The 19173-nt window shown below is 59.1% G+C and carries 23 protein-coding genes; 12 read left to right on the top strand and 11 right to left on the bottom strand.

Features of this window, described 5'->3' with window-relative positions; translation table 11 throughout:
* Positions 1-27: 27 nt before the first annotated feature.
* A complete protein-coding gene (locus tag HL45_RS13360) occupies positions 28-1251 on the top strand; it encodes an MBL fold metallo-hydrolase (RefSeq protein WP_049971569.1) in 1224 nt (407 codons plus the stop codon).
* A gap of 39 nt (positions 1252-1290) precedes the next feature.
* On the opposite strand, the gene HL45_RS13355 is transcribed toward HL45_RS13360, so the two are convergent.
* Entirely contained in the window at positions 1291-2079 is a 789-nt protein-coding gene (locus HL45_RS13355) for a YihY/virulence factor BrkB family protein (RefSeq protein ID WP_049971568.1), read from the bottom strand.
* Between the two features lie 99 nt (positions 2080-2178).
* Positions 2179-2817: a DUF7282 domain-containing protein gene (locus HL45_RS13350; RefSeq protein WP_049971567.1), complete on the bottom strand. Its 639-nt coding sequence runs from the start codon at positions 2815-2817 to the stop codon at positions 2179-2181.
* Between the two features lie 449 nt (positions 2818-3266).
* Between HL45_RS13350 and HL45_RS13340 the strand changes: the two genes are divergently transcribed.
* On the top strand, positions 3267-3851 hold the full coding sequence (locus HL45_RS13340; RefSeq protein WP_049971565.1) for a flavin reductase family protein: 585 nt from the start codon (positions 3267-3269) through the stop codon (positions 3849-3851).
* Positions 3848-4657: an aminoglycoside N(3)-acetyltransferase gene (locus tag HL45_RS13335; protein WP_049971564.1), complete on the top strand. Its 810-nt coding sequence runs from the start codon at positions 3848-3850 to the stop codon at positions 4655-4657. Before HL45_RS13340 ends, HL45_RS13335 begins: the two co-directional genes overlap by 4 nt.
* 58 nt (positions 4658-4715) lie before the next feature.
* Here HL45_RS13335 and HL45_RS13330 read toward each other — a convergent pair whose 3' ends face one another.
* Positions 4716-5051, bottom strand: coding sequence for a 2Fe-2S iron-sulfur cluster-binding protein (locus HL45_RS13330; RefSeq protein ID WP_049971563.1), 336 nt, complete (start codon positions 5049-5051; stop codon positions 4716-4718).
* Positions 5052-5175: 124 nt separating this feature from the next.
* On the opposite strand from HL45_RS13330, the gene HL45_RS13325 reads away from it, so the two are divergent.
* Positions 5176-6543 (top strand): geranylgeranyl reductase family protein, encoded by a 1368-nt coding sequence (locus HL45_RS13325; protein WP_049971562.1) that lies wholly within the window; start codon positions 5176-5178, stop codon positions 6541-6543.
* Positions 6544-6732: 189 nt separating this feature from the next.
* Here the strand turns inward: HL45_RS13325 and HL45_RS13320 are convergent, their stop codons facing one another.
* The 3 genes from HL45_RS13320 to HL45_RS13310 all read right to left on the bottom strand — a co-directional run bounded on the left by HL45_RS13320 (position 6733) and on the right by HL45_RS13310 (position 9590).
* Positions 6733-7050: a HalOD1 output domain-containing protein gene (locus tag HL45_RS13320; protein WP_049971561.1), complete on the bottom strand. Its 318-nt coding sequence runs from the start codon at positions 7048-7050 to the stop codon at positions 6733-6735.
* 128 nt (positions 7051-7178) lie between these two features.
* Positions 7179-7754 (bottom strand): plastocyanin/azurin family copper-binding protein, encoded by a 576-nt coding sequence (locus tag HL45_RS22015; RefSeq protein WP_049971560.1) that lies wholly within the window; start codon positions 7752-7754, stop codon positions 7179-7181.
* A gap of 552 nt (positions 7755-8306) precedes the next feature.
* Entirely contained in the window at positions 8307-9590 is a 1284-nt protein-coding gene (locus HL45_RS13310) for an amidohydrolase (protein WP_049971559.1), read from the bottom strand.
* 286 nt (positions 9591-9876) lie between these two features.
* Between HL45_RS13310 and HL45_RS13305 the strand changes: the two genes are divergently transcribed.
* From HL45_RS13305 to HL45_RS13295, 3 genes are all read left to right on the top strand, one after another.
* Positions 9877-11394 (top strand): Na+/H+ antiporter NhaC family protein, encoded by a 1518-nt coding sequence (locus HL45_RS13305; protein ID WP_233274802.1) that lies wholly within the window; start codon positions 9877-9879, stop codon positions 11392-11394.
* Positions 11391-11657, top strand: a complete 267-nt coding sequence (locus tag HL45_RS13300; protein ID WP_049971557.1) for a DUF7513 family protein — start codon at positions 11391-11393, stop codon at positions 11655-11657. Before HL45_RS13305 ends, HL45_RS13300 begins: the two co-directional genes overlap by 4 nt.
* Before the next feature lie 144 nt (positions 11658-11801).
* Complete coding sequence (locus HL45_RS13295; RefSeq protein WP_233274777.1) at positions 11802-12305, top strand: hypothetical protein; 504 nt, start codon at positions 11802-11804, stop codon at positions 12303-12305.
* A gap of 56 nt (positions 12306-12361) precedes the next feature.
* On the opposite strand, the gene HL45_RS13290 is transcribed toward HL45_RS13295, so the two are convergent.
* Positions 12362-12694: an uS10/mL48 family ribosomal protein gene (locus HL45_RS13290; RefSeq protein WP_049971556.1), complete on the bottom strand. Its 333-nt coding sequence runs from the start codon at positions 12692-12694 to the stop codon at positions 12362-12364.
* Positions 12695-12887: 193 nt separating this feature from the next.
* Between HL45_RS13290 and HL45_RS13285 the strand changes: the two genes are divergently transcribed.
* Positions 12888-13316 carry a bis(5'-nucleosyl)-tetraphosphatase gene (locus tag HL45_RS13285; protein WP_049971555.1) on the top strand — a complete coding sequence of 143 codons (429 nt, stop codon included), beginning with the start codon at positions 12888-12890 and terminating at the stop codon, positions 13314-13316.
* 31 nt (positions 13317-13347) lie between these two features.
* Here HL45_RS13285 and HL45_RS13280 read toward each other — a convergent pair whose 3' ends face one another.
* Positions 13348-14046 (bottom strand): DUF7827 domain-containing protein, encoded by a 699-nt coding sequence (locus tag HL45_RS13280; protein WP_049971554.1) that lies wholly within the window; start codon positions 14044-14046, stop codon positions 13348-13350.
* Between the two features lie 139 nt (positions 14047-14185).
* Between HL45_RS13280 and HL45_RS13275 the strand changes: the two genes are divergently transcribed.
* Positions 14186-15241: a DUF5787 family protein gene (locus HL45_RS13275; RefSeq protein ID WP_049971553.1), complete on the top strand. Its 1056-nt coding sequence runs from the start codon at positions 14186-14188 to the stop codon at positions 15239-15241.
* A gap of 19 nt (positions 15242-15260) precedes the next feature.
* On the opposite strand, the gene HL45_RS13270 is transcribed toward HL45_RS13275, so the two are convergent.
* Together HL45_RS13270 and HL45_RS20460 are read right to left on the bottom strand one after the other, a co-directional pair.
* Positions 15261-15761, bottom strand: a complete 501-nt coding sequence (locus HL45_RS13270) for a DUF5797 family protein (RefSeq protein ID WP_049971552.1) — start codon at positions 15759-15761, stop codon at positions 15261-15263.
* Positions 15762-15957: 196 nt separating this feature from the next.
* Positions 15958-16176 (bottom strand): hypothetical protein, encoded by a 219-nt coding sequence (locus tag HL45_RS20460; protein WP_144240086.1) that lies wholly within the window; start codon positions 16174-16176, stop codon positions 15958-15960.
* Positions 16177-16322: 146 nt separating this feature from the next.
* Here HL45_RS20460 and HL45_RS13265 point away from each other — a divergent pair, with 146 nt between their 5' ends.
* Positions 16323-17099 carry an enoyl-CoA hydratase/isomerase family protein gene (locus tag HL45_RS13265; RefSeq protein WP_049971551.1) on the top strand — a complete coding sequence of 259 codons (777 nt, stop codon included), beginning with the start codon at positions 16323-16325 and terminating at the stop codon, positions 17097-17099.
* Positions 17100-17104: 5 nt separating this feature from the next.
* On the opposite strand, the gene HL45_RS13260 is transcribed toward HL45_RS13265, so the two are convergent.
* Complete coding sequence (locus tag HL45_RS13260) at positions 17105-18373, bottom strand: MFS transporter (RefSeq protein ID WP_049971550.1); 1269 nt, start codon at positions 18371-18373, stop codon at positions 17105-17107.
* Positions 18374-18480: 107 nt separating this feature from the next.
* On the opposite strand from HL45_RS13260, the gene HL45_RS13255 reads away from it, so the two are divergent.
* Positions 18481-18738: a DUF5789 family protein gene (locus tag HL45_RS13255; protein WP_049971549.1), complete on the top strand. Its 258-nt coding sequence runs from the start codon at positions 18481-18483 to the stop codon at positions 18736-18738.
* A gap of 45 nt (positions 18739-18783) precedes the next feature.
* A complete protein-coding gene (locus HL45_RS13250) occupies positions 18784-19095 on the top strand; it encodes a transcription factor S (RefSeq protein WP_049971548.1) in 312 nt (103 codons plus the stop codon).
* Positions 19096-19173: the final 78 nt, after the last annotated feature.

Below are 19173 nucleotides of genomic sequence, written 5' to 3'. Positions count from 1 at the left end.
TTTCCCCTCGAATCGCGTATTCGGTGCATGGAAAACGCCCTCTCCGCCCGAGAACTGTACGACCGACTCCAGCGCGGTGAGTCGCTTACGGTTCTCGACGTGCGCAATCGCGACGAATACGAAACGTGGCACATCGACGCCGAAAACACGGCTCAGACGCCCTACGCCGAGTTCATGAGCGCGAAGGTGAAAGATGGGATTCCCGATCTCGCGGATTCGCTTAATCTCGAAGAACCGGTCGTCGCGGTCTGTCCTCGCGGCGAAGCGAGCGACCAAGTCGCCGAGATGCTCCGCGAAAGCGGCATCGACGCGCGGAATCTGGCCGACGGAATGGACGGTTGGGCGCGAGTGTACGTCGCCCGCGAACTCCCCACGGAAAGCGAGGGTGACGAAACAGTCCTCCAGTACGAACGCCCGTCCAGTGGTTGTCTGTCCTACCTCGTCGTTTCGGGTGGTGAGGCCGCCGTCATCGACCCGCTTCGAGCGTTCGCCGACCGCTATGCCGAAGACGCTTGCGAGTTCGGCGCAGAACTGAAATACGCCATCGACACGCACGTCCACGCAGACCACGTCAGCGGCCTCCGCGAGGTCGCAGACGCGACCGACGCGGAGGCGGTTTTGCCCGAAGGGGCGCGACATCGGGGACTCTCGTTCGACGCGAAACTCGTCGTAGGCGACGAACTCGCAGTTGGTGGGTTGACATTGGTCGCTATCCACGCACCGGGACACACCAGCGAGATGACGCTGTTCCGGGTCGGAAACACGCTGTTTAGCGCGGACACGCTGTTCTTGGACGGCATTGGACGGCCAGACTTGGAGCGCGAGACACGGCGCGTCTCGCAACGCGCGAGCGGGGAAGGTGAGACGGAGTCTCCGAGCGGTGAAACCGCGAGCAACGATCCGCGACCCGCTTCGGATGGTGCGAACGAACTGGCGGCCGACCTCCACGAAACGCTTCACGAGCGCGTTCTGACGCTTCCGGACGAAACGCTCGTCGCGCCGGGACACGTCCACGCGGAAACACCGCGGCGGGAAGATGGAACGTTCACCGCGCAGTTGGACTCGGTACGCGAGTCGGTTCCCCTCCTCTCGCTCGACCGAGAAGAGTTCGTCGCGCGAGTTGCGGACGACCTGCCACCGCGACCTGCCAACTACGAGGACATCGTGGCGGTGAATCTGGGCGAGAAGAGCGTCGATGGAGAAACCGCGTTCGAACTCGAACTCGGGCCGAACAACTGCGCGGTGCAGTAGAATTTCACTGCGGTTCGCTCGGATTTCTGCTGGCCCTCATTATACTGTCGCCGCGCTTCGCCCGGCAACGACGACGTTTACCACGGCACCGACGAGCAGGAGGACGCCCGCGAAGTAGAGCCACGTGAGAAACAGGATAACTCCGGCGAGCGCCCCGTAAACGGGTGCTTTGCTCGCGGCCCCAGCGTAGGCTTGGAAGCCAGCCTGAAGGATAATCCAACCGACTGCCGCGACGAGCGTGCCCGGAATTGCTTCTCGAACCGTCATGCTCACCGGCGGGAGCACGTAGTAGAGCGGCAGGAAGACCAGAACGAGGCCGAAAAGCAGGGCGAGAGTGCCAGCAAAGTCGATGAACGGAATCGCCTCGAATGCGGACGACCGAATGACGACCCCGATGGCAATCATCAGGGCGATTCCGATAGCGACCGCGATTAGTGTCACAAATCCTTTCTTTAGCTGTTCCACGATACCCGCGTCGGGGTCGCGCTGGTACACTTCCTCGAAGGCGAGGAGTAGTCCCCGGAACAGTTTCAGTGCGCTCCAAAGCAGGACGACGACGCTCAGGAGGGAGGCGCTCGTTCGTGCCGAGGAGTTCTGTACCGCCTGTTCGAGGAAGGACGCGCCTTGTTCGGAGAGCAAGCCCTGCGCTTGCTGGACGAGTGCGTTTGCGAACTCCTGTCCGCCGATGAGTGTTCCGACCGTCAGTGCGAGGAGGGCCAGTGGGAATACCGACACGAAGGCGTAGTACGCGAAACTCGCCGCGAGGAACGTGATGTTGCGCTCTTGCACGACATCAATGACCGACCGGGCCGTCGTGGTTACGCTCATAGGTGAAAATGGTCGTCCCTCCTAATGTTTGGTTCGGCTATCTGAATGACGTATTCGCACTCGTTCGCGAAGAAAAGGAAACTGCGGTCGAATAAGTCGTTACTCGATGCAGATGCACGCCCAGTCCGAAACGGAGTTACCGTCGTCGGTCACGGACTGGTCGAGGTTCCCCGAGCCGTCACAGTCGCCAGGGTCGTCGTCGTCCCCGTCGTTGTCACAGTCGTAGGAGCCGTCGTTCCAGTCTGCGTCGCCGTTACCGTTGCTGTCGGCGTAGAGCACTGCCTTGAGCTTCGTGTCTTCGCAGTACTTGTCGTTCAGTTCGACGTGAACGTCTTCGTGCGTTCCGGCTTCGAGGTGGTCAGACTGCCCGACCACGTTGCCGTCTTGGTCGTAGATGACGATGTAACCGTCTTCTTCAAGCGTTGCTTCCTGCACCATCACCGATTCACCGTCACTCTCCTGTTTGTCGAAGGTGACGCTCGCTTTCAGCGCATCGTCTTCGCAGTCTTCGCCGGTTTTGCTGTCGTCAGAGTTGTCAGAGTCGTCGGAATCCGTGCTGTTGGAGTCCGAGTTATCGGAGTCGTCCGAGTTTTGTTCATCACAATCGCCGGGGTCGTCGTCGTCCCCGTCGTTGTCGCAGTCATATGAACCGTCGGCAGACTGCTCGACGGTATCATTGACCGCGGTTACGTTAGCACCGTGGTCCGTAGCAACTGCAACGCCAGCCACGGCAGACATCAGTAGTACTGCTGTCAGTAGGACACTTTTGATTTTGTGTACCATTGTCTGGATTCACTCCATCCGCGTTCGTACCCGCAGAGGGGGAGCCACATCCGACACAGCGCGGAAACGCGTCACCGAAACTGCGTCGGAGTCACCGGAGTCACGTCCGATACCGTGTCGGATTGCTACCCGATTGGATACGATCTTTTCAACTATGCCGCCATAGTTTACTATAATCCACATAAATGTGTTCGATAATTTCATAATCGACTGGGTAAATATGCAAAAGTATTGTTGTACATTGTTCTCCATTTTGAGGGATAGATAATATGGCACATACAGAATACGAATAATCTGGCTTCCGTCTGCGATAATCTGGGAGATAACATCATATATATGATCAGTCTTCCGGCAGAATCGACTGCACCCACAACTGGCTTGCGACCCCGCTACCATCATCCAGCATGGAAATCGACCCCACGGAGGTTCAGTCGCTCTATCGAACGCTGGCGGGCGCGGTCGTCCCCCGACCGATTGCGTGGGTCAGCACCCGCAATCCCGACGGTGTGGACAATCTCGCACCGTACAGCTTTTTCAACGTCGTCAGCGTCGTGCCACCCGTCGTGATGTTCGCTCCGGTGGACGGACAGGACGGCTTGAAAGACACTCCCGCAAACATCAGGGAAACCGAGAACTTTGTCGTCAACGTCGTCACGGAACCGCTGGCCGAGGCGATGAATCAGACGAGCGCGACACTCCCCCACGGCGAAAGCGAGTTCGACCACGCCGGACTTGACCGCGCGGAATCGACAGTTGTCGATGCTCCACGCGTTGCAAAAACTCCAGTCGCATTCGAATGCTCGCTATACGAGATGGTTGACATCGGCGCGTCCACGATGGTTCTCGGCGAAGTCGAATGGGTACATATCGACGACGCAGTAACGACCGACGGGAAACTCGACGTGGAAAAAATAGATGCAGTCGGTCGCCTTTCAGGAAGCTTATATGCGACGACGGACGACCGCTTTTCGCTAGAGCGTCCTCCATGAGCGAACAAGAAACAATCGAGCAGAGCGACGAACCGATTACCGGCGAACGAATCGCGGACGACCTCCGCACCCTCGGAATCTCGGCAGGCGACACCCTTCTCGTTCACTCGTCGCTTTCCGCCCTCGGATGGGTCAGTGGCGGTGCGCCTGCTGTCGTGGACGCCTTGCGTTCCGTCGTCACCGACGACGGAACGCTCGTACTGCCGACCCACACGGGACTTTCCGACCCGGAGAGTTGGCAGAACCCACCAGTGCCGGACGACTGGAAGGAGACGATTCGGGCGACGATGTCGCCCTATCGCCCCGAAATAACGCCAACGCGGGGCATGGGCGCGATTCCGGAGACGTTCCGGAGTTATCCCGATGTGGTTCGAAGTCGGCATCCACACCACTCCTTCGCGGCGTGGGGAACGGACGCAGAATCAATCGTCGCAGACCATGAGTACGATTTCGGATTGGGTGAGTCGTCACCGCTCGCCGACGTGTACGACAGGGATGGAACCGTTCTTTTGCTCGGTGCAGGCTACGATTCGAACACTTCGCTCCACCTCGCGGAACACCGCGGCGACTACGAAAAGGAAAACGACACCGACGGCGCGCCAGTGCTGAAAGACGGTGAACGCGAATGGATTCAACTGACGGGACTGGCGCTTTCGGACGACGACTTTGAACAGGTGGGCGAAGCCTTCGAAACGGAACGTCCGGAAGCAGTCACTCGAGGACGTGTCGGTAGTGCTGACGCGGTTGCGATGCGCCAGCGAGAACTGGTCGATTTCGCCAGCGAGTGGTTCAGCGAAAATCGGTAATCGTCGCGGTAGTCGTCGCGTCGATTGTCGTCGCGTCGGTATTCGTTATACCTGTTGCTTAATCGTCGTCCGCAGTTGCGGCGTCGGAATCCATCGCTTCCGCATCGGCCTCGATGCTCGGTGGATATTCGCCGCGGTCGAGTTTCAGGTCGCTTTGCGGGCGCGCCATGCAGGTGAGTGCGTAGTTTTCGGCTTCTTCGTCGGTCAGGCCGCGGGCCGCCGGTTGCGTGACTTCTCCTTCCACGATTTCGGCGGAGCATGCGAGACACATGCCGACTCGACACGAGTATTCCTGTGCGATACCCTCCTCGATACACGCCTTGAGGATGGTTTGCTTGTCGGACACCTCGGTTTCTTCCCCGGTTCCGACGAACTCAACGGTGTAATCGGTCATACTCCGGAGATACGAAACTCCCTGACAAAACTCTTTATCCACGCTGTCCCGTTTTTACTGTTGCTTTGAAAAGGACACATTAGGGGATAAAGAGTTTTCTCGCTTCCCTCTCGTAGCGAAACGCATGACCGAGCAGTACGATATGGTCGTCGTCGGCGCAGGAACCTCGGGGTGTTACGCCGCGGCGACTGTCGCACGCGAGGGCTACGACGTTGTCATCGTGGAGCGGAAGACGGAGGAAGAAGCGGGCCACATCGCCTGTGGAGATGCACTGAAAGGCGCAGACGCCTTCCCCGAAGCGATTCCAAAGGAGAAAATTCAGCCCGCGTTCACCAACACGGACGTAGACCACGGCCGGTTCGAGATTCCGAAAGAGGACACCATCCTCGAAATCCCGGTGCCGGGCGAACTCGCCGTCATCGACCGTTGGGAGTACGGACGACTCATCATCGAGGGTGCAAAAGAAGCGGGCGCGGAGTTCCACTACGACACCGTCGTTCAGGACGTGACGCAGGACGACGCCGGTCGCGTCACAGGTGTTCGCGCCAAGCACAACGCCGAAGTCGTGGAGTATGAATCCGAACTGCTCATCGACGCCGCCGGGGCGCTCTCGCTTCTGCAGGACAAGACGGACTTCTCGAACGCGACCTTCGACACGAACGTCACCTATTCGCAGTTCTGTTCGGCCTACCGAGAAGTGCTTCACGTCGATGAACCGGTCGAATGGGACGACGCGCTCGTGTTCAAACCGACCGACCGCGCCGCGGGCTACCTCTGGTACTTCCCGCGCACCAGCACGGAAATCAACGCCGGACTCGGCTTTCAGATGAACGAGGAACCGATGAAGTTGGTCGAGGACTTGAAAGTGGACTTGCGCAATCGACCCGAGTTCAAAGGGGCAACCGTCGAGGACAAACTCGGCGCGGCGCTGCCGACCCGCCGTCCCTACGACTCCGCCGTCGCGTCCGGATTCATCGCGGTCGGAGACGCCGCAGGCCACGTCAACCCGACGACCGGCGGCGGCATCGCGGGCGCGGCCTACGCGGGCAAGTACGCGGGCGAGCAAGCCATCGAAGCCTTCGAATCAGGTGACGTGAGCGAACAAGCCCTGTGGCAGTACAACCAGCGCGTCATGGATCACTTCGGCGCGCGCTACGCGGGACTGGACATCTACAACATCTTCACGACCGCCGTGGAAGTGGACGACCTGATGGGAATGCTCGGGGCGCTCCCGACCGAAAAACTCTCCGAGGCGCTGTATTCAGGTAGTGCGAACATCGGGTGGAAACTCAAACTTCAGACTGCCATCGACGCCCGCGACCACTGGCGTCTCATCTACGACCTCTACCAGACGAAAGAGTTGGCCGACGACATCATCGACCACTACGACCACTATCCGACCGACCCGCGAGGGCTTCCGGCATGGCAGGAGGTACGCGACGACCTGATGGACAGCGTGTACGAGACGACCGGCGCGCCGCCGAAATACTGACTACGACCTATTTGCTTTCTTTCGCTTAGTAATGAACAGTCTTGTACATCTCTCGCACTTAGACCATGCTGCTTACTTGTCGTCTTCCCACTATTCAGTATTCGGCGTCTTAGCACAATCTTCAGTCGTGGAAAACGAAGACGTGACGTAGCGATGAAAAGCGAAATGAGCTACGCCGTCGAAAATGTGTCAATCGAGTTCTTTCACGACGATTTGACCGTAACTGTGCACCGTCACGCGATAGTCGAGAATGTCGAAAACGACTTTGCCACCCATTCGGGGTGAGCCGTCGTGTTTGTCGCTGAATAGATTGTCTAGTGCGTCTGGGTCGATGGCGTCGTATAGCGGGACGCCGATTTCCGCGGGGTCGTCCCCAGCCATTTCCGCGAGTGCCATCACTACTGCGGTGCTGAGTTTTTCGTCTTCCGTGTAGCAAGTGTACTGGTTGTTCGGTGCTGTGTTTGTGATAACGCCGCCGTCGTCACTGTGGTTGATGTTCTCGTTCATGTTGCTGACCTCGGGGACTGCAATACTGTTCGGTGTATACAGAGCCTTGCGACAGAGGCTAATAAAAATTGCCGTCTATCTTTGAAATAGTTGCGGTGCCAACATATGTCTCCGTAGATGTCTGCTACTCAGTCCAATCCGTAGTCGCCCCCGTACTTCAGGAAGAAGTACGACAGAACCAGCACCGTGACCATCGCGGACATCGTCGCAACCCCGAGCGTTATCGCGCTGTTCGGAACCGACGGAAGGGCACCGCCGCCTCCACCGCCACCCTCGCCTCCGCCACCTGCACCGACTTCGACGGTTCCGACCATCCCGGCCGACTCGTGTGGAATGCAGAAATACTCGTAGGTGCCTTCCACGTCGAATGTGTGTTCGTACTGTTCGCCCCCGCCGATGTCGCCCTCGGGGTAGGCGTCCCGCGCCGCCTGTTCACTATCGAAACCACCGCTTGCGAAGTACCCTGCTTCCTCCGGAATCTCGTCCTCGTAAGCCGTGACGGAGTGGCCGACCGACCCCACGTTGTCCCAGACGACCGTCGTTCCGGGCGACACCGTAATCGACTCCGGTTCGTAGACCAGACTGTCCGTCATCTCGACCGTCTGTTGATTCTGTGCAGATGCCACTCCCGCCGTGGACGCAACTGCTGTTCCTCCCGAGAGTCCCCGAAGGAACCCCCGTCGCGTCGTTTCAGTTCCCCCCATAGTGGACTAGTCGGGATTCTCCGCAAAGGCAATTACGCCCGTGTGGATTTTGGGTGCGCATTTCAAGGAGAACTGGATTTTGGAGCGATTGTCGTTTTGGTTGCTCGGAGTTCGGATTTCTCGACAATGAGCTGATTATGGACGTTGCAAATCACGACTCCACACCACGCCCTCACTCGTCATTCGCTCCTTGCAGTTGCTCATTCCTCGCTCGTCCGAGACCACGGGAAGAACAAGTTCTTCCCTGCCATCAAAATCGCAAGGCGATTTTGAGACACCGGGAACCGCCAAGCGACTGATTGGCTTGCCGTCATGTGTCGGAAGCCGAATTTGGGAGAAAACGACTGGTTAAATTTAGGGTGGCCGGGCGCGCGAGCGCGCCCGGCCCCGGCAGCCTGCTGGATTTTGGCCGAGCGAAGAGTGAGCGAGGCGTATTTGCAGACGTGATTTGCAAAGGACTCGGCTACACCAACTGTTCCACAGCGACCCGTCTCGCCCTTCTTCGACTCACTCGAAAATCAGCCAAACCGTTTCACGACACTCGAAGCACTCTCAAGGTCGTTTGTTCGCAATCTCCCGAATCGAGGAGGACAACAAATCGACCGCAATTGGAAGACTGTCCTCGTCCACGTCGAACGTCGATGTGTGGTGGCCGCCGGGGTGGTCGGTGCCGACACCGACGTAGGCCGCGAGGCCGCCGTTTTGCTGGACTTCCTGCATGAGATACGTCGCGTCCTCGCTCCCGCCGAGGGAGTCCCGACGAATCGGATTCTCGACGCTACGGGTGTTCGTCGAAACGTCGTGAACGATTTCGACCAGTCCCTCGTCGCTTTCCGCGCTTGGGGCTTCGCCCTCTTTGCTCTGTTCGACCGAACAGCCGTGCATGGCCGCGGCGCTTTCGAGGACGCGGTCTGCGCGCTCTTGCATGTAATCCTTGAGGTGGGTCGTCTCGCCGCGAACTTCGCCCTCGATGTAGGCCTGTTCGGGGATGATGTTCGTGGCCGACCCGCCGCCGACGTCCCCAGCGTTGATTCGCGTTGCGCCGTCCTCGTGGCGCGGGATGGCGTAGAGGTTCTGAACCGCGGCCGCCATCGCCTGCACTGCATTTTCTCCGGCGTTGGGTTTCCCGCCCGCGTGGGCCGGTTCGCCGGTAAATTCGGCGAGGAAATGGCTCACCGCGAGGAAGCCATCGACGCCCGCGACGACTTCGCCGGTCGGGTGGTCGAGGCCGATGTGAACCGCGAGGAGGTAGTCCACGTCGTCCAGATGACCGCTTTTCGCCATCGGCTTGCCTCCGGCGACCATCTCCTCGCCGGGTTGGAAGAGGACTTTCAGCGTGCCCTCGAAGTCGCTGTCCTTGATGGCTTCCAGCACGCCGATTCCGATGGTCGCGTGGGCGTCGTGCCCGCAGGCGTGCATCGCGCCCGCGTGCTCGGAGCGGAACCCTTCCGTCGCCGGAACGTGGTCGTCGTCGATGGACTCCTCGCGGAGCAAGCCGTCGATGTCCACGCGGAGGGCAACCGTCGGCCCCTCGCCGCGTTCGATAACGGCAATCGCGCCGGTTTTGCCGCCCTCCAATTGTTCGAGGATGTCCTCGCGAGCACCCTCCTGCCGGGCCTGTTCGTACCAGCGACCCAGTTCGTCGTCGTCGGGAACCGACATCCGTTCTTCCTCCGCGAGGACTTCTGGGCCGACGTACAGTTCGTCTACGCCGATTGTTTCGAGTTCGTCCACGATTCGGCTGGTGGTGTAGAACTCGCGCCACGCCGGTTCCGGATACTGGTGTAACTCCCGTCGTAGTTCGACCAATCGGTCACGGTGGGTCTGTTGACTCATGGCAGGGCTGACGGCCGGTGCGGGCTTAAACCCTCACGAGTGGGCAGGCGTTGCATCTTCCAGTGGAAATCGGGTAATTTCAGTGGGAATCGGGTAATCGTATCGCTGATGCCGAAACCATTCGGATATTTTGTACACTGTGTTGCATCTTTCGCCAACGTATCATTCCTTATTAACTATAATTTATAATTCCGGGCCGTCTTGCCACAGGACGACAGAGGTGAGTTAGATGGGTTCTTCAGGCGATAGGCAGGATGAACCGGGAGATGAAGTAGAAGAAGAGCTGATGGAAGCGGAGCGGGCGCGGAGCGAGCCGCAAATCGAGTTCTACGGCGGGAAGTGGATGAGTACGATTCCCATCGCGCTGTTCATCGTCTGGGCAGTGTTCCAGAGTGGACTCCTCGGAATCGGCGATACGACGGGACTCGTTATCGGGATGCTCGTTTCGCTCATTATCGGAATGCTGTTCGCCAAAGGCGACTGGAAAACCTACGCGAACACCATCTTCGAAGGGATGACACAGCGCGTGGCCGCGACGGCCATCGTGGCATGGCTCTGGGCGGGCATGTTCGCACAAGTACTCCAAGACGGCGGCTTCGTCGAGGGACTCGTGTGGGCCGCAGAGGCATTGAGCATCGGCGCGGCGCTGTTTCCCGCGGCGACGTTCATCCTCGCCGCACTGCTCGCAACCGGTATCGGAACCGGCTACGGGACGACGATTGCATTTACCGGGCTGTTCTTCCCGGCGGGAATCCTCATCGGCGCGAATCCGGTGTTGATGTTTGGTGCAATTCTCTCGGGTGCAGTGTTCGGCGACAATCTCGCGCCGGTCAGCGACACGACAATCGTGAGCGCTGTGACCCAGGATTCCGACATCGGCGGCGTCGTGGCATCGCGTTTCAAGTACGCAATCTTCGCGGCGGTGTTCGCCCTCGCCGGCTACGTCGTCGCGGGGTCGATGATGGACGGTATCACCGTCTCCGGTCAGGCCGCCTTCGAAGGAAATCCGATTGGCCTCATCCACCTCGTCTCCATGCTCATCGTTATCGTAACGGCCATTTCCGGCAGACACATCGTCGAAGCGATTTCGTGGGGCCTCATCTTCGCAATCGGCGCGAACTTGGCGTTCGGACTGGCCCAACTCCAGCAGATGCTGGTCTTTTACGCGCCGGAAAACGGGCCGTTCGCGCAAGAGTTGGCCTTCCTGCCGATGGTTCAGGTCGTTGCGCCCGACGCCGAAATCGCCGGGACGGTGAGCGGGAGCCTGTACAACGGCGCACTGGGCTTTTTCCCGCTCATCGTGCTCACTCTCCTCATCGTGGCGGGCGCACGAATCATGATTCGCGGCGGCGGCTTCGAAGCGCTTCAGAACTGGTTGCTGAACAGCGTGGCAACGAACGTCCGCCGTGCGGAGACGACGATGGTCATGGGAACCGCGAGCGTCAACGCGATGATTACCATCAACACCGCCGCGGAAATCGCAATCGCACCATACGTCGCTCGCATCGGCCAGAAGTTCAACATCAACGGCTACCGCCGTGCGAACATCCTCGACGCGAACTCCTCCGCGATGGGGTACATCTTCCCGTGGGGCGGCGGCGTGCTGGTCGGCTACGCGACGATGGTCGGGCTAGTTGACCAGTTCGACTGGTTCACGCAGGCGATGCTGGTCAATCCCGCCGAAGTTTGGCCGTTCGTCTTCCACGGCTGGTTCCTGTTTGGCGTGTTCCTCCTCTCCGCGCTGACCGGGTTCGGACTGGAATACGTTTCCGACCGCAAAGCCGAGGAGGTGGCACGAGTATGAGCCTACTGGACAAATATCTCGCAGGCTGGACGTTCCGGACGAACAAGCCGAAATTCGATATCGGCCAAGAAATCGACGTGTATCTCACGGATTACACCAACGGTACCGCGCGTGCCCGCGTCGGTGACACCATCATCCACGTCGAGGACGCACCGCCGGACGCGCTCGACACCCGCGTCCGACTCCGTGTCGAGGAGTTCGACGCGAACGACCACATCGGCGAAGCGACGTTCGTCGAAACGATAGACGGCCAGACGTTCTGAGCGCGTCGAATTTTCACTATTTTTCGCAGTCGTGGTCACCGCGAAAAGTCGGTACGAGTTGGTAACGTGGTAACCATTTACTCAGGGTATAGTTATTGACATCGCCCTCCTCGGTTCACACGGTGTACCCGGGGGGTATCACCAATGGAGTTAGAACGGAGCGACACTGGGAAACGACCGGACGAGACGGGCGAAACAGGTGAGACGGGAGAACGAAAAGACATTCAACCGAACGACTCACGACGGGATTTTATGCGGAAGGGGGCGTTGACTGCAGGGGTACTCGCACTCGGTTACTCGGCGACTGGAACCGCCACGACACAGGACGACGACGAAGTGCTGGTGTACACCGACGACTACATCGCGCGAACGCCGTTCCGCGTCATCTCGGAACTACCGCAATCCATTACGATTCGACTGCTTCAGCTTCCGAACGGAAACGAAGTTCCTGAAATCTCACAACCCGACGACTACAACGGGTATAGTATTCGATACGGCGGTGGCGGTACCGTCCTCGGAGCTAGTTACGTGTTCACGCAGGGAACGCTTCAGGACGGCAATCGATACCGCTTCTCGACGGATGCGAACATCTTCAGCGGGCGACTCAACCTCGTCAGTGCGACGGTCAATCGCGTTGGCAACAACTAGGTTCGAGACGCGTGCTCTTTTTTACTGCAAATCAGTCGAAGCGAGAAGAAACGACGTTATGCTTTCCCCATTCCCTGTACCTGTTCGAGTTCGACCTCGACGCGGATTCCAGGGGGGAAATCCATCTCGGCAACCTGTCGTGAGACGGCATTGTGCCCGACGATTTCTATCTTTCGCGTGTACACCGTGTAATCCCAACTCCGGAACTGTTGGCCCTCGTCCCCGGAGAGCGTTTTGTACTGCGGTACCCGAATCCGTTCCGGCGGTTCGGAGTGCGGGCCGCGTAGGTCTGCTCCTTTTCGCTCCGCTTTCGAGCGAATTTCCGATACGACTTTGTCCAGTACGGGCCGATTCCCGCTCTGGAGAAGCATTTTTGTAATGAAGGTCATGGCTGGCTCTGTAGAGTATAGAGATTCACAGTACGTAAAATTCCTGCTTCTGCTTCGTAGCGACTATCTATATTTGTTCAGCCTGTTCACTGGTCGCATATATCGTTTCATTCGGCGTACTGAACGAGAAATGGCCGAAAACGACTGTGTTGGTTCGACATTCCTTTAATGGCCAACCGCATACGAGGGCACAATGGCAGTCAAAGCTACGAGCGCGGGTGCCATCCTGTTTCGGGATACCCGTGGTCGAAGGGAATACCTCCTCCTTAAAAGTCGTCCCGGCGATTGGGAGTTCCCCAAAGGCGGCGTGGAGGGCAACGAAGAGCTACAGCAAACGGCAATAAGAGAAGTAGAGGAGGAGGCCGGAATCGAAGATTTTCGGCTCCTCGACGGGTTCCGCGACGACTACAGCTACGTCTTCGAAGCGAACGGAACCACGATTCACAAGACGGTGCATCTGTTCATCGCCAAATCGTATGAGGCCAGCGCGGAACTCTCGAACGAACACCGCGACTTGCAGTGGCGTGATTACGAACAGGCGATAAACACCATCACGCAGGACGGTCCACGGGACATCCTCCGGGATGCACACGAGTTCCTCAACGATGCCGAGGACAGCTAAAAAAACAAGAAGCAAAACCGGTTTTTCGGAGTTATCGACGCCGCGCCAGCAGTGCGACTCCTGCGAGCGCAGTCAGTGCAAGACCGATGCCGAAGCCGGGTTGACCGTCGGATTCGGTGCTTTCGGTGGTTCCGTCTTCCGTCGTCGTGGTTCCGTTAGACGAATTGCCTTCTTCGGTCGTCATTCCATCGTCCGTCGTCTCTGTCGTTTCGTCGCCTTGGACGTTGACGCCACCGTAGGCGATTTGCGAGACGTTCTCGTCAGTGCCCGAGTAAACCGTGATACCGTACATTCCGGGTTCCAACGAGTCCATCTCCGTCTCGTTTTCGATGGAGAGGTTGTCGGCGTCGGACTGCGTCGTCAGCGCAGACCCATCGCCACTTCCTGCTGCCGACGTGTCGAACAGCAGCGTGACCTGTCCGTCGCCGTTACCGTCAGTGACGGTCGCGTTCAGTTTGTAGTCGGCTTGGCCGCCGCCGAGTTGGACGGTCATTTCGTCGAGGTTGCTCAGGCTGAAGTTCATCGCGGCCGTTTCGCCCTGTTGCACCTGATAGATGGAGCGATTGAGCGAGACTGTTCCGTTACCATCTCCTTCCTGTTGGAGGGAAAGAGGAGACTGTACTTCGGGATTCTGGTCGGTGTTCGTCGCGGTTCCAGCAGTACCTGCGGCGGCAGTTCCTGCGAGGAGCGAGACGATCACCAAGGAGGTCAGAGCGTGTCGGATGTTCATAGCTATCGGAATAGTTTGCGGTAAAACCGCGCTTGCCCGTCGCGTGACGAGCGTCGCTTGAACTTTCGTAGCGGGAAACAAATATTTTCTGCTATGAGCCAGTCGAACCGCTTACCAGCACGGGGGTCGATGAGTGAGTATGGCCGAACCGGAGTTCACGTTCGAACTGCGAACCTGTCGGTGGGCGGAGCGATGCTGGCCGCCCGAAGGCCGTGAACGCCCGGTGCTCGTCTCCCGACAACTCGGCACGAAACGCAGGCGATGGGATACGGTCGTGGTGGAGGTAGACGCCGATGCGTTCGCTCGACGCGCCAAGTTCGGACGAGAGCGACTCGACGGTAATTTCTTGCACGTCGTTCGAAACGCACCGGAGGCGTGGGAGTGGTATCAGGACGCCCTCCCCGACCCCGGCTATCCATGGCGCTATGTGCGAGAAACGATTCACGAGGCGGACGATCGGGGAATTTTGGATGTTCGAAAACGCGGGCGAAAACTCGAAATTAGACGCCGTTGGGAGTATCCCGACTGGGTTCGTCGCATCGTTGCCATCGAGAACAAGCCCGATTTGGACGCCAGCGCGGCGCGAAATCTCCGCCCGCAGATGGAGCGAGACGTCGCCCTCGCGCTGGCCGACGAGGTGTGGGTCGCAACGCGCGCAACGGGGGACAAAATCGAACCCGCACTGCTCGAATCCCTGCCGGTCGAAGCAGGGATTCTGACGCTTTCGGGCGACGAAAGCGACGATTACGGCGGATTCAATGAACAGCAGACAGAGGTTGCGTGGTTTCCTCGAACGCTCGACGTTGACGCCCCCGGCACCCGAATCGTGGAACGTCCGAGCGGCGGGAAGTACGACCAGTCTGCCGCCACGTTCGAGTACGTCGAACCGGCGCGAAAACGAAAAAAGCGACTGGAAATCGCGGAACGGGCCTACGAACGCGGCTGGCGGTCGTACATCCGAACCATGCGCCCCGACTGTCGATATTTCGAACTTCGGCACGAAAACGAGATGCTGCTTCCGTACTGCTCGGCGAAATCGTGTTCGCAAACCGCGAGCAACTGTTCCGGGCGCTGTTCCGACTTCGAACCCGAACCCCCCGCGTGGCGACAGAAGGAGTGGCCAATCGAGGGCGGCCCCGGCAAGGCGATTCGGCGACTGCTCGACTCCCGTCGAGAGCGATTCCGCCCGGAGTAGCGAATTGGTTTCGCAGTTCTCAGCCTGACGCTTCGACCGTAATGTCCTCGCGCGAAACGGCGAGTTTGAACGTCGGGACGGTTCGGTAGACGACTTTCACGACGCCTTTCCGTTTCAGGCTTTGGAGGGCAGAACGCACGTCGTCAACGTCCGGGTCGATATCGAACTCTTCGCGGAGGTCGTGGAGCACCGAGACGACGCTTTCGGAGCGCTCGTCCGGGCCAGCAAGCACGGAGAACACCTGCTGCTGGAGTTTCGGAACACGAACCACGCTCGGTGTCTCTCCGTCCTCGTCGGCGACCATTCCGGGTTCCACGTCCACGAGGTCGTTCGCCTCAGTCGTCGCGCAGATGTAACTGTTCTCGTCGCGGTAGTAGTACTCTTTTAGTTCGTTTTCTAGATACTGGTGGACTTCGCTCCCGCTCTCTAACCCCCACCTGTCCTGTAGTTCACTGTTTTTCGTCGGTTGCAGTTCGACCAAGTCGGCGAGTCGCTCGCGGGCGTCCTCGGACAGCGTCATTGTGGGGAGGCTATGCGGGCGTGTTATTTCCCAGTTCCGGAGCAGTTTCGGCGACGACGATGAATATGGTGATGGAGGTATCACGGTGGAGACACCGTATTTCGAAGAACGCCGAGGAGACATTCCGGGTGCGACGAACTCGCTTGTACGGGCATGGTGTTTGCGGTTGCTAGGCGCAATGGACGCCCGAACTCCATCAGTCGCTCATGGCTTCGCCATTCGCTCCCGCTGTCGTTCGCCCGTTCCCAGCCAAAACCGCAGGGCGGGCGAGTGCGCCGCACTCGCCCGCCCAATGATTGAACGTGACTGCTATCGTGTCACGGCAGGACGGGTTTTCGTCCCGAAATCGCCCGGTCGAGTTTGGATTGAGCGGGCAGGCCGCTGGCCTGCCCGTCCTGCGGTTTCGGCCGTTCATTGCGTCTAGCACCAGTAGTCACGACCGACCCTGTTTTTAACTTCGACTCCATGCCGACAGTCCACAGTACCCGGATACCGACCCGCCTTCAAACCAAGACCCACATCTCCGGAACGATTAACCGAGTTCCGCGAGACATCCCACGTATGCCTGAATGGGATACGGTACGACTCGATTTCGACGACGACGTAGCCACGCTGACGGTTGACCGCCCCGACCGACTCAACGCCTTGAACGTCGAGACACTGCACGCACTGCGCGAAGCGATTTCCGAGGCCGAATCAGAGAATGCCCGCGTGCTCGTCCTCACGGGCGCTGGCGAGAAGGCGTTCATCGCGGGGGCCGACATCAGCCACATGCAAGACCTCTCAGTGGCAGAGGCACAGGAGTACGCCGAACTGGGCCACGAAATCGCGGACATGCTGGAGGCGTTCCCCGGCCCCGTCATCGCGGCGATGAACGGCTACACCTTCGGCGGCGGTTGCGAATTTGCACTGGCCTGCGATTTCCGCGTCGCCAGCGAGGACGCAGTCATCGGCCAGACCGAAATCGACCTCGGCATCATTCCGGGGTGGGGTGGCACCCAACGACTCACCCGACTGGTCGGCGACGAACTGGCCCGCCGACTCATCTTCTTCGGCGAGCGGATCGACGCGCAGGATGCCCACGAAATCGGACTGGTCGGCGAAATCGTCGCCCACGATCAAATCGACTCCCACGTCGCGGAGATGGCGGCAGATCTCGCAGAACGCCCGGCTTTCGCCCTTCAAGCCGCGAAAGAGGCGCTGAATCAGGCACACGAGGGAACCCAATCCGCGGGCCTGCGCTACGAGCGCCGCCTCTGGAGTTCGCTGTTCGGTACGCACGACCAGCGAGAGGGAATGGCGGCGTTCTTGGACGACCGGGAACCGGATTTCGAGTAGAAAAATTAATCCTGCGGCGTCGGCCGCGAATCGGTTTCCGCCTCTCCGTCAGCACCGACCGCCACCGTTTCTTCGACCTGAGTATAGACCAGCACCGCGCCGAGGGCGGCCAGTGCCGCCCCGAACTCGAACGGCATTTCGAAGCCGTATCGAACCAAAAATCCGGACGCCAGCGGGCCGATTGCGGTTCCCAATCCGAACGCCATCGTCAAAATCGACAGTTGGGTTCCGGACTGACCTTCCCGTGCGAGGTCGCCCGCGAGTGCCAGCGCGGGCGCGAACACCAGCGCGCCTGCGACACCCTGCAAAAGGCGGGCAACGAGCATTTGGACGGAGGTATCGACGAATCCCTGCACGAACGTTGCCGGAACTAAAATCACCATCCCGGCGATGATGAACGGGCGTCGTCCGAATCGGTCGCTGGCGCGGCCAACCGGGGCCTGAAGCGCGACCTGCGCGAGAACGAACGCCGCGAACTGGAGACCGAACCACGTTTTTCCCTGATCCAATCGGTCGTTGATTGTCGGTTCGATGGTCGCCAACAGCGCGATGCTGATGGCCAAAAACAGCGTCGTGAGACCGAGTGTGAACACGGGGTCGAGGCCACCCTCCGAATCGCGGAGCGAGAGGTCGAACTCTTCGCCAGCACTCGCTTGGGTTTGTTCCGGGTCGCTCACCAGCAGGGTGACGAGCAAATAGCTGACGAACGCGCCGACTGCCGCAAAGTAGAATGCGGCGTCGAAACCACTCAGTTGGATTCCTGCGAGGGTGTATGGGCCGCCATCGACGACAGACCCCGCCGCAATCGGGCCGAGACCGAATCCCAGCAGTCGGAAGGTGTTGAAAATACCCATGTTTCCGCCACGGTTGTCGGACGTGGCGAGTTCGTTGACCAACGCGATGGTACACGGTATCGTGAACGCGACACCAACGCCCTGAAGTGCCCGAATTGCGACGAGCGACAGGTAGCTTCCGGCGAACGCGTAGGCGATATTCGTCGCCGTTAGAATCGCCAGTCCGAGCAGGATGAACAGCTTGCGTTTCCCGGTTCGGTCGGAGATTCGCCCGGCGAAGGGTTGCGTGAAGCTGTTGAGAAAGCCGAACAGCGAGAGAACGATACCCGTCACCATCGCTTCTGCAAGGCCGAACGTACTACCGGAGACGGTTCCACTTGCGATGTATACTGGGAGGACGACGATAAGGAAGGAGTTGCCGACTGCGTCCGCCATCCGCGCCAGCGCCAGCGCTAACACTCGTCTGTCGGTACCAAACATTCGGTTCGAAATACCGGGCCTGCACGCAAGACGATTGTGGTGGTGTCCGTGGTTTCCGACAGTAGCCGTAATAACAGCTAAGACACTCCACGTTGTTCACTGTTCTCATGGCACGTAGCGTCAAGTTCAGTCATCTGGAGTCCGAACTCCAACGGCTGTCCTATCCGGTGTCGCGTGAGGAGGCTACAGAGAAACTGGACGACGTAACCGTTCTGTTCGCGGAGGGGGAAGAGAACCTCGGCAAACTCGTTTCACAGACCGAACAAGCAGAGTACGAGTCCGTAGAGGACATCGATGCAGAAATCAACAACGTCCTGCCGCGGGAAGCAGTGGGCGAACCGTACCAGTCGGAAGGCGAGGGCTAAGAAGCACGTCGTTTAAATGGGCGCGTCGGCTATCCCGGGACAACAATGGAGTTCTGTGACGAGTGCGGTTCCATGATGAAAGCCGACGATGGTCTTTGGGTCTGCGGAAGCTGTGGCTACGAAAAGCCCAAAGGCGACGCCAGCGACTACACCATCACCGAAGACCAAGAGGTTAGCGAGATAATCGAAAGCGGCGGCGGCACCAACGGCCTACCGACCACCAGCGCGCAGTGTCCGAACTGTGACAACGACCAAGCCTACTGGTACATGCAACAGATTCGCTCCGCCGACGAGAGCGAAACCCGGTTCTTCGTCTGTACCGAGTGCGAACACAAGTGGCGCGAAGACGATCATTAACCACGACCTTTTTATTGCGAACAGGTCGGCGGTGCCGACCTGTTCGATAAAAAGCTCGACCAAAAGCACTCCTCGCTC

The sequence above is a fragment of the Haladaptatus cibarius D43 genome (assembly GCF_000710615.1).
Taxonomy (GTDB): domain Archaea; phylum Halobacteriota; class Halobacteria; order Halobacteriales; family Haladaptataceae; genus Haladaptatus; species Haladaptatus cibarius.
Note: the sequence above shows the minus strand (reverse complement) of the source record. Positions and strands in the feature narration are given on the sequence as shown.

Coding starts and splice junctions, on each gene's coding strand:
- HL45_RS13320 (WP_049971561.1), bottom strand. CDS start 7,050: ATGAACGAGAACATCAACCACAGTGACGACGGCGGCGTTATCACAAAC.
- HL45_RS13265 (WP_049971551.1), top strand. CDS start 16,323: ATGCCTGAATGGGATACGGTACGACTCGATTTCGACGACGACGTAGCC.
- HL45_RS13360 (WP_049971569.1), top strand. CDS start 28: ATGGAAAACGCCCTCTCCGCCCGAGAACTGTACGACCGACTCCAGCGC.
- HL45_RS13250 (WP_049971548.1), top strand. CDS start 18,784: ATGGAGTTCTGTGACGAGTGCGGTTCCATGATGAAAGCCGACGATGGT.
- HL45_RS13300 (WP_049971557.1), top strand. CDS start 11,391: ATGAGCCTACTGGACAAATATCTCGCAGGCTGGACGTTCCGGACGAAC.
- HL45_RS20460 (WP_144240086.1), bottom strand. CDS start 16,176: ATGAACGGCCGAAACCGCAGGACGGGCAGGCCAGCGGCCTGCCCGCTC.
- HL45_RS13340 (WP_049971565.1), top strand. CDS start 3,267: ATGGAAATCGACCCCACGGAGGTTCAGTCGCTCTATCGAACGCTGGCG.
- HL45_RS13350 (WP_049971567.1), bottom strand. CDS start 2,817: ATGTCTGCCGTGGCTGGCGTTGCAGTTGCTACGGACCACGGTGCTAAC.
- HL45_RS13330 (WP_049971563.1), bottom strand. CDS start 5,051: ATGACCGATTACACCGTTGAGTTCGTCGGAACCGGGGAAGAAACCGAG.
- HL45_RS13335 (WP_049971564.1), top strand. CDS start 3,848: ATGAGCGAACAAGAAACAATCGAGCAGAGCGACGAACCGATTACCGGC.
- HL45_RS13355 (WP_049971568.1), bottom strand. CDS start 2,079: ATGAGCGTAACCACGACGGCCCGGTCGGTCATTGATGTCGTGCAAGAG.
- HL45_RS13255 (WP_049971549.1), top strand. CDS start 18,481: ATGGCACGTAGCGTCAAGTTCAGTCATCTGGAGTCCGAACTCCAACGG.
- HL45_RS13290 (WP_049971556.1), bottom strand. CDS start 12,694: ATGACCTTCATTACAAAAATGCTTCTCCAGAGCGGGAATCGGCCCGTA.
- HL45_RS13295 (WP_233274777.1), top strand. CDS start 11,802: ATGGAGTTAGAACGGAGCGACACTGGGAAACGACCGGACGAGACGGGC.
- HL45_RS22015 (WP_049971560.1), bottom strand. CDS start 7,754: ATGGGGGGAACTGAAACGACGCGACGGGGGTTCCTTCGGGGACTCTCG.
- HL45_RS13305 (WP_233274802.1), top strand. CDS start 9,877: ATGGAAGCGGAGCGGGCGCGGAGCGAGCCGCAAATCGAGTTCTACGGC.
- HL45_RS13270 (WP_049971552.1), bottom strand. CDS start 15,761: ATGACGCTGTCCGAGGACGCCCGCGAGCGACTCGCCGACTTGGTCGAA.
- HL45_RS13280 (WP_049971554.1), bottom strand. CDS start 14,046: ATGAACATCCGACACGCTCTGACCTCCTTGGTGATCGTCTCGCTCCTC.
- HL45_RS13260 (WP_049971550.1), bottom strand. CDS start 18,373: ATGTTTGGTACCGACAGACGAGTGTTAGCGCTGGCGCTGGCGCGGATG.
- HL45_RS13275 (WP_049971553.1), top strand. CDS start 14,186: ATGGCCGAACCGGAGTTCACGTTCGAACTGCGAACCTGTCGGTGGGCG.
- HL45_RS13285 (WP_049971555.1), top strand. CDS start 12,888: ATGGCAGTCAAAGCTACGAGCGCGGGTGCCATCCTGTTTCGGGATACC.
- HL45_RS13325 (WP_049971562.1), top strand. CDS start 5,176: ATGACCGAGCAGTACGATATGGTCGTCGTCGGCGCAGGAACCTCGGGG.
- HL45_RS13310 (WP_049971559.1), bottom strand. CDS start 9,590: ATGAGTCAACAGACCCACCGTGACCGATTGGTCGAACTACGACGGGAG.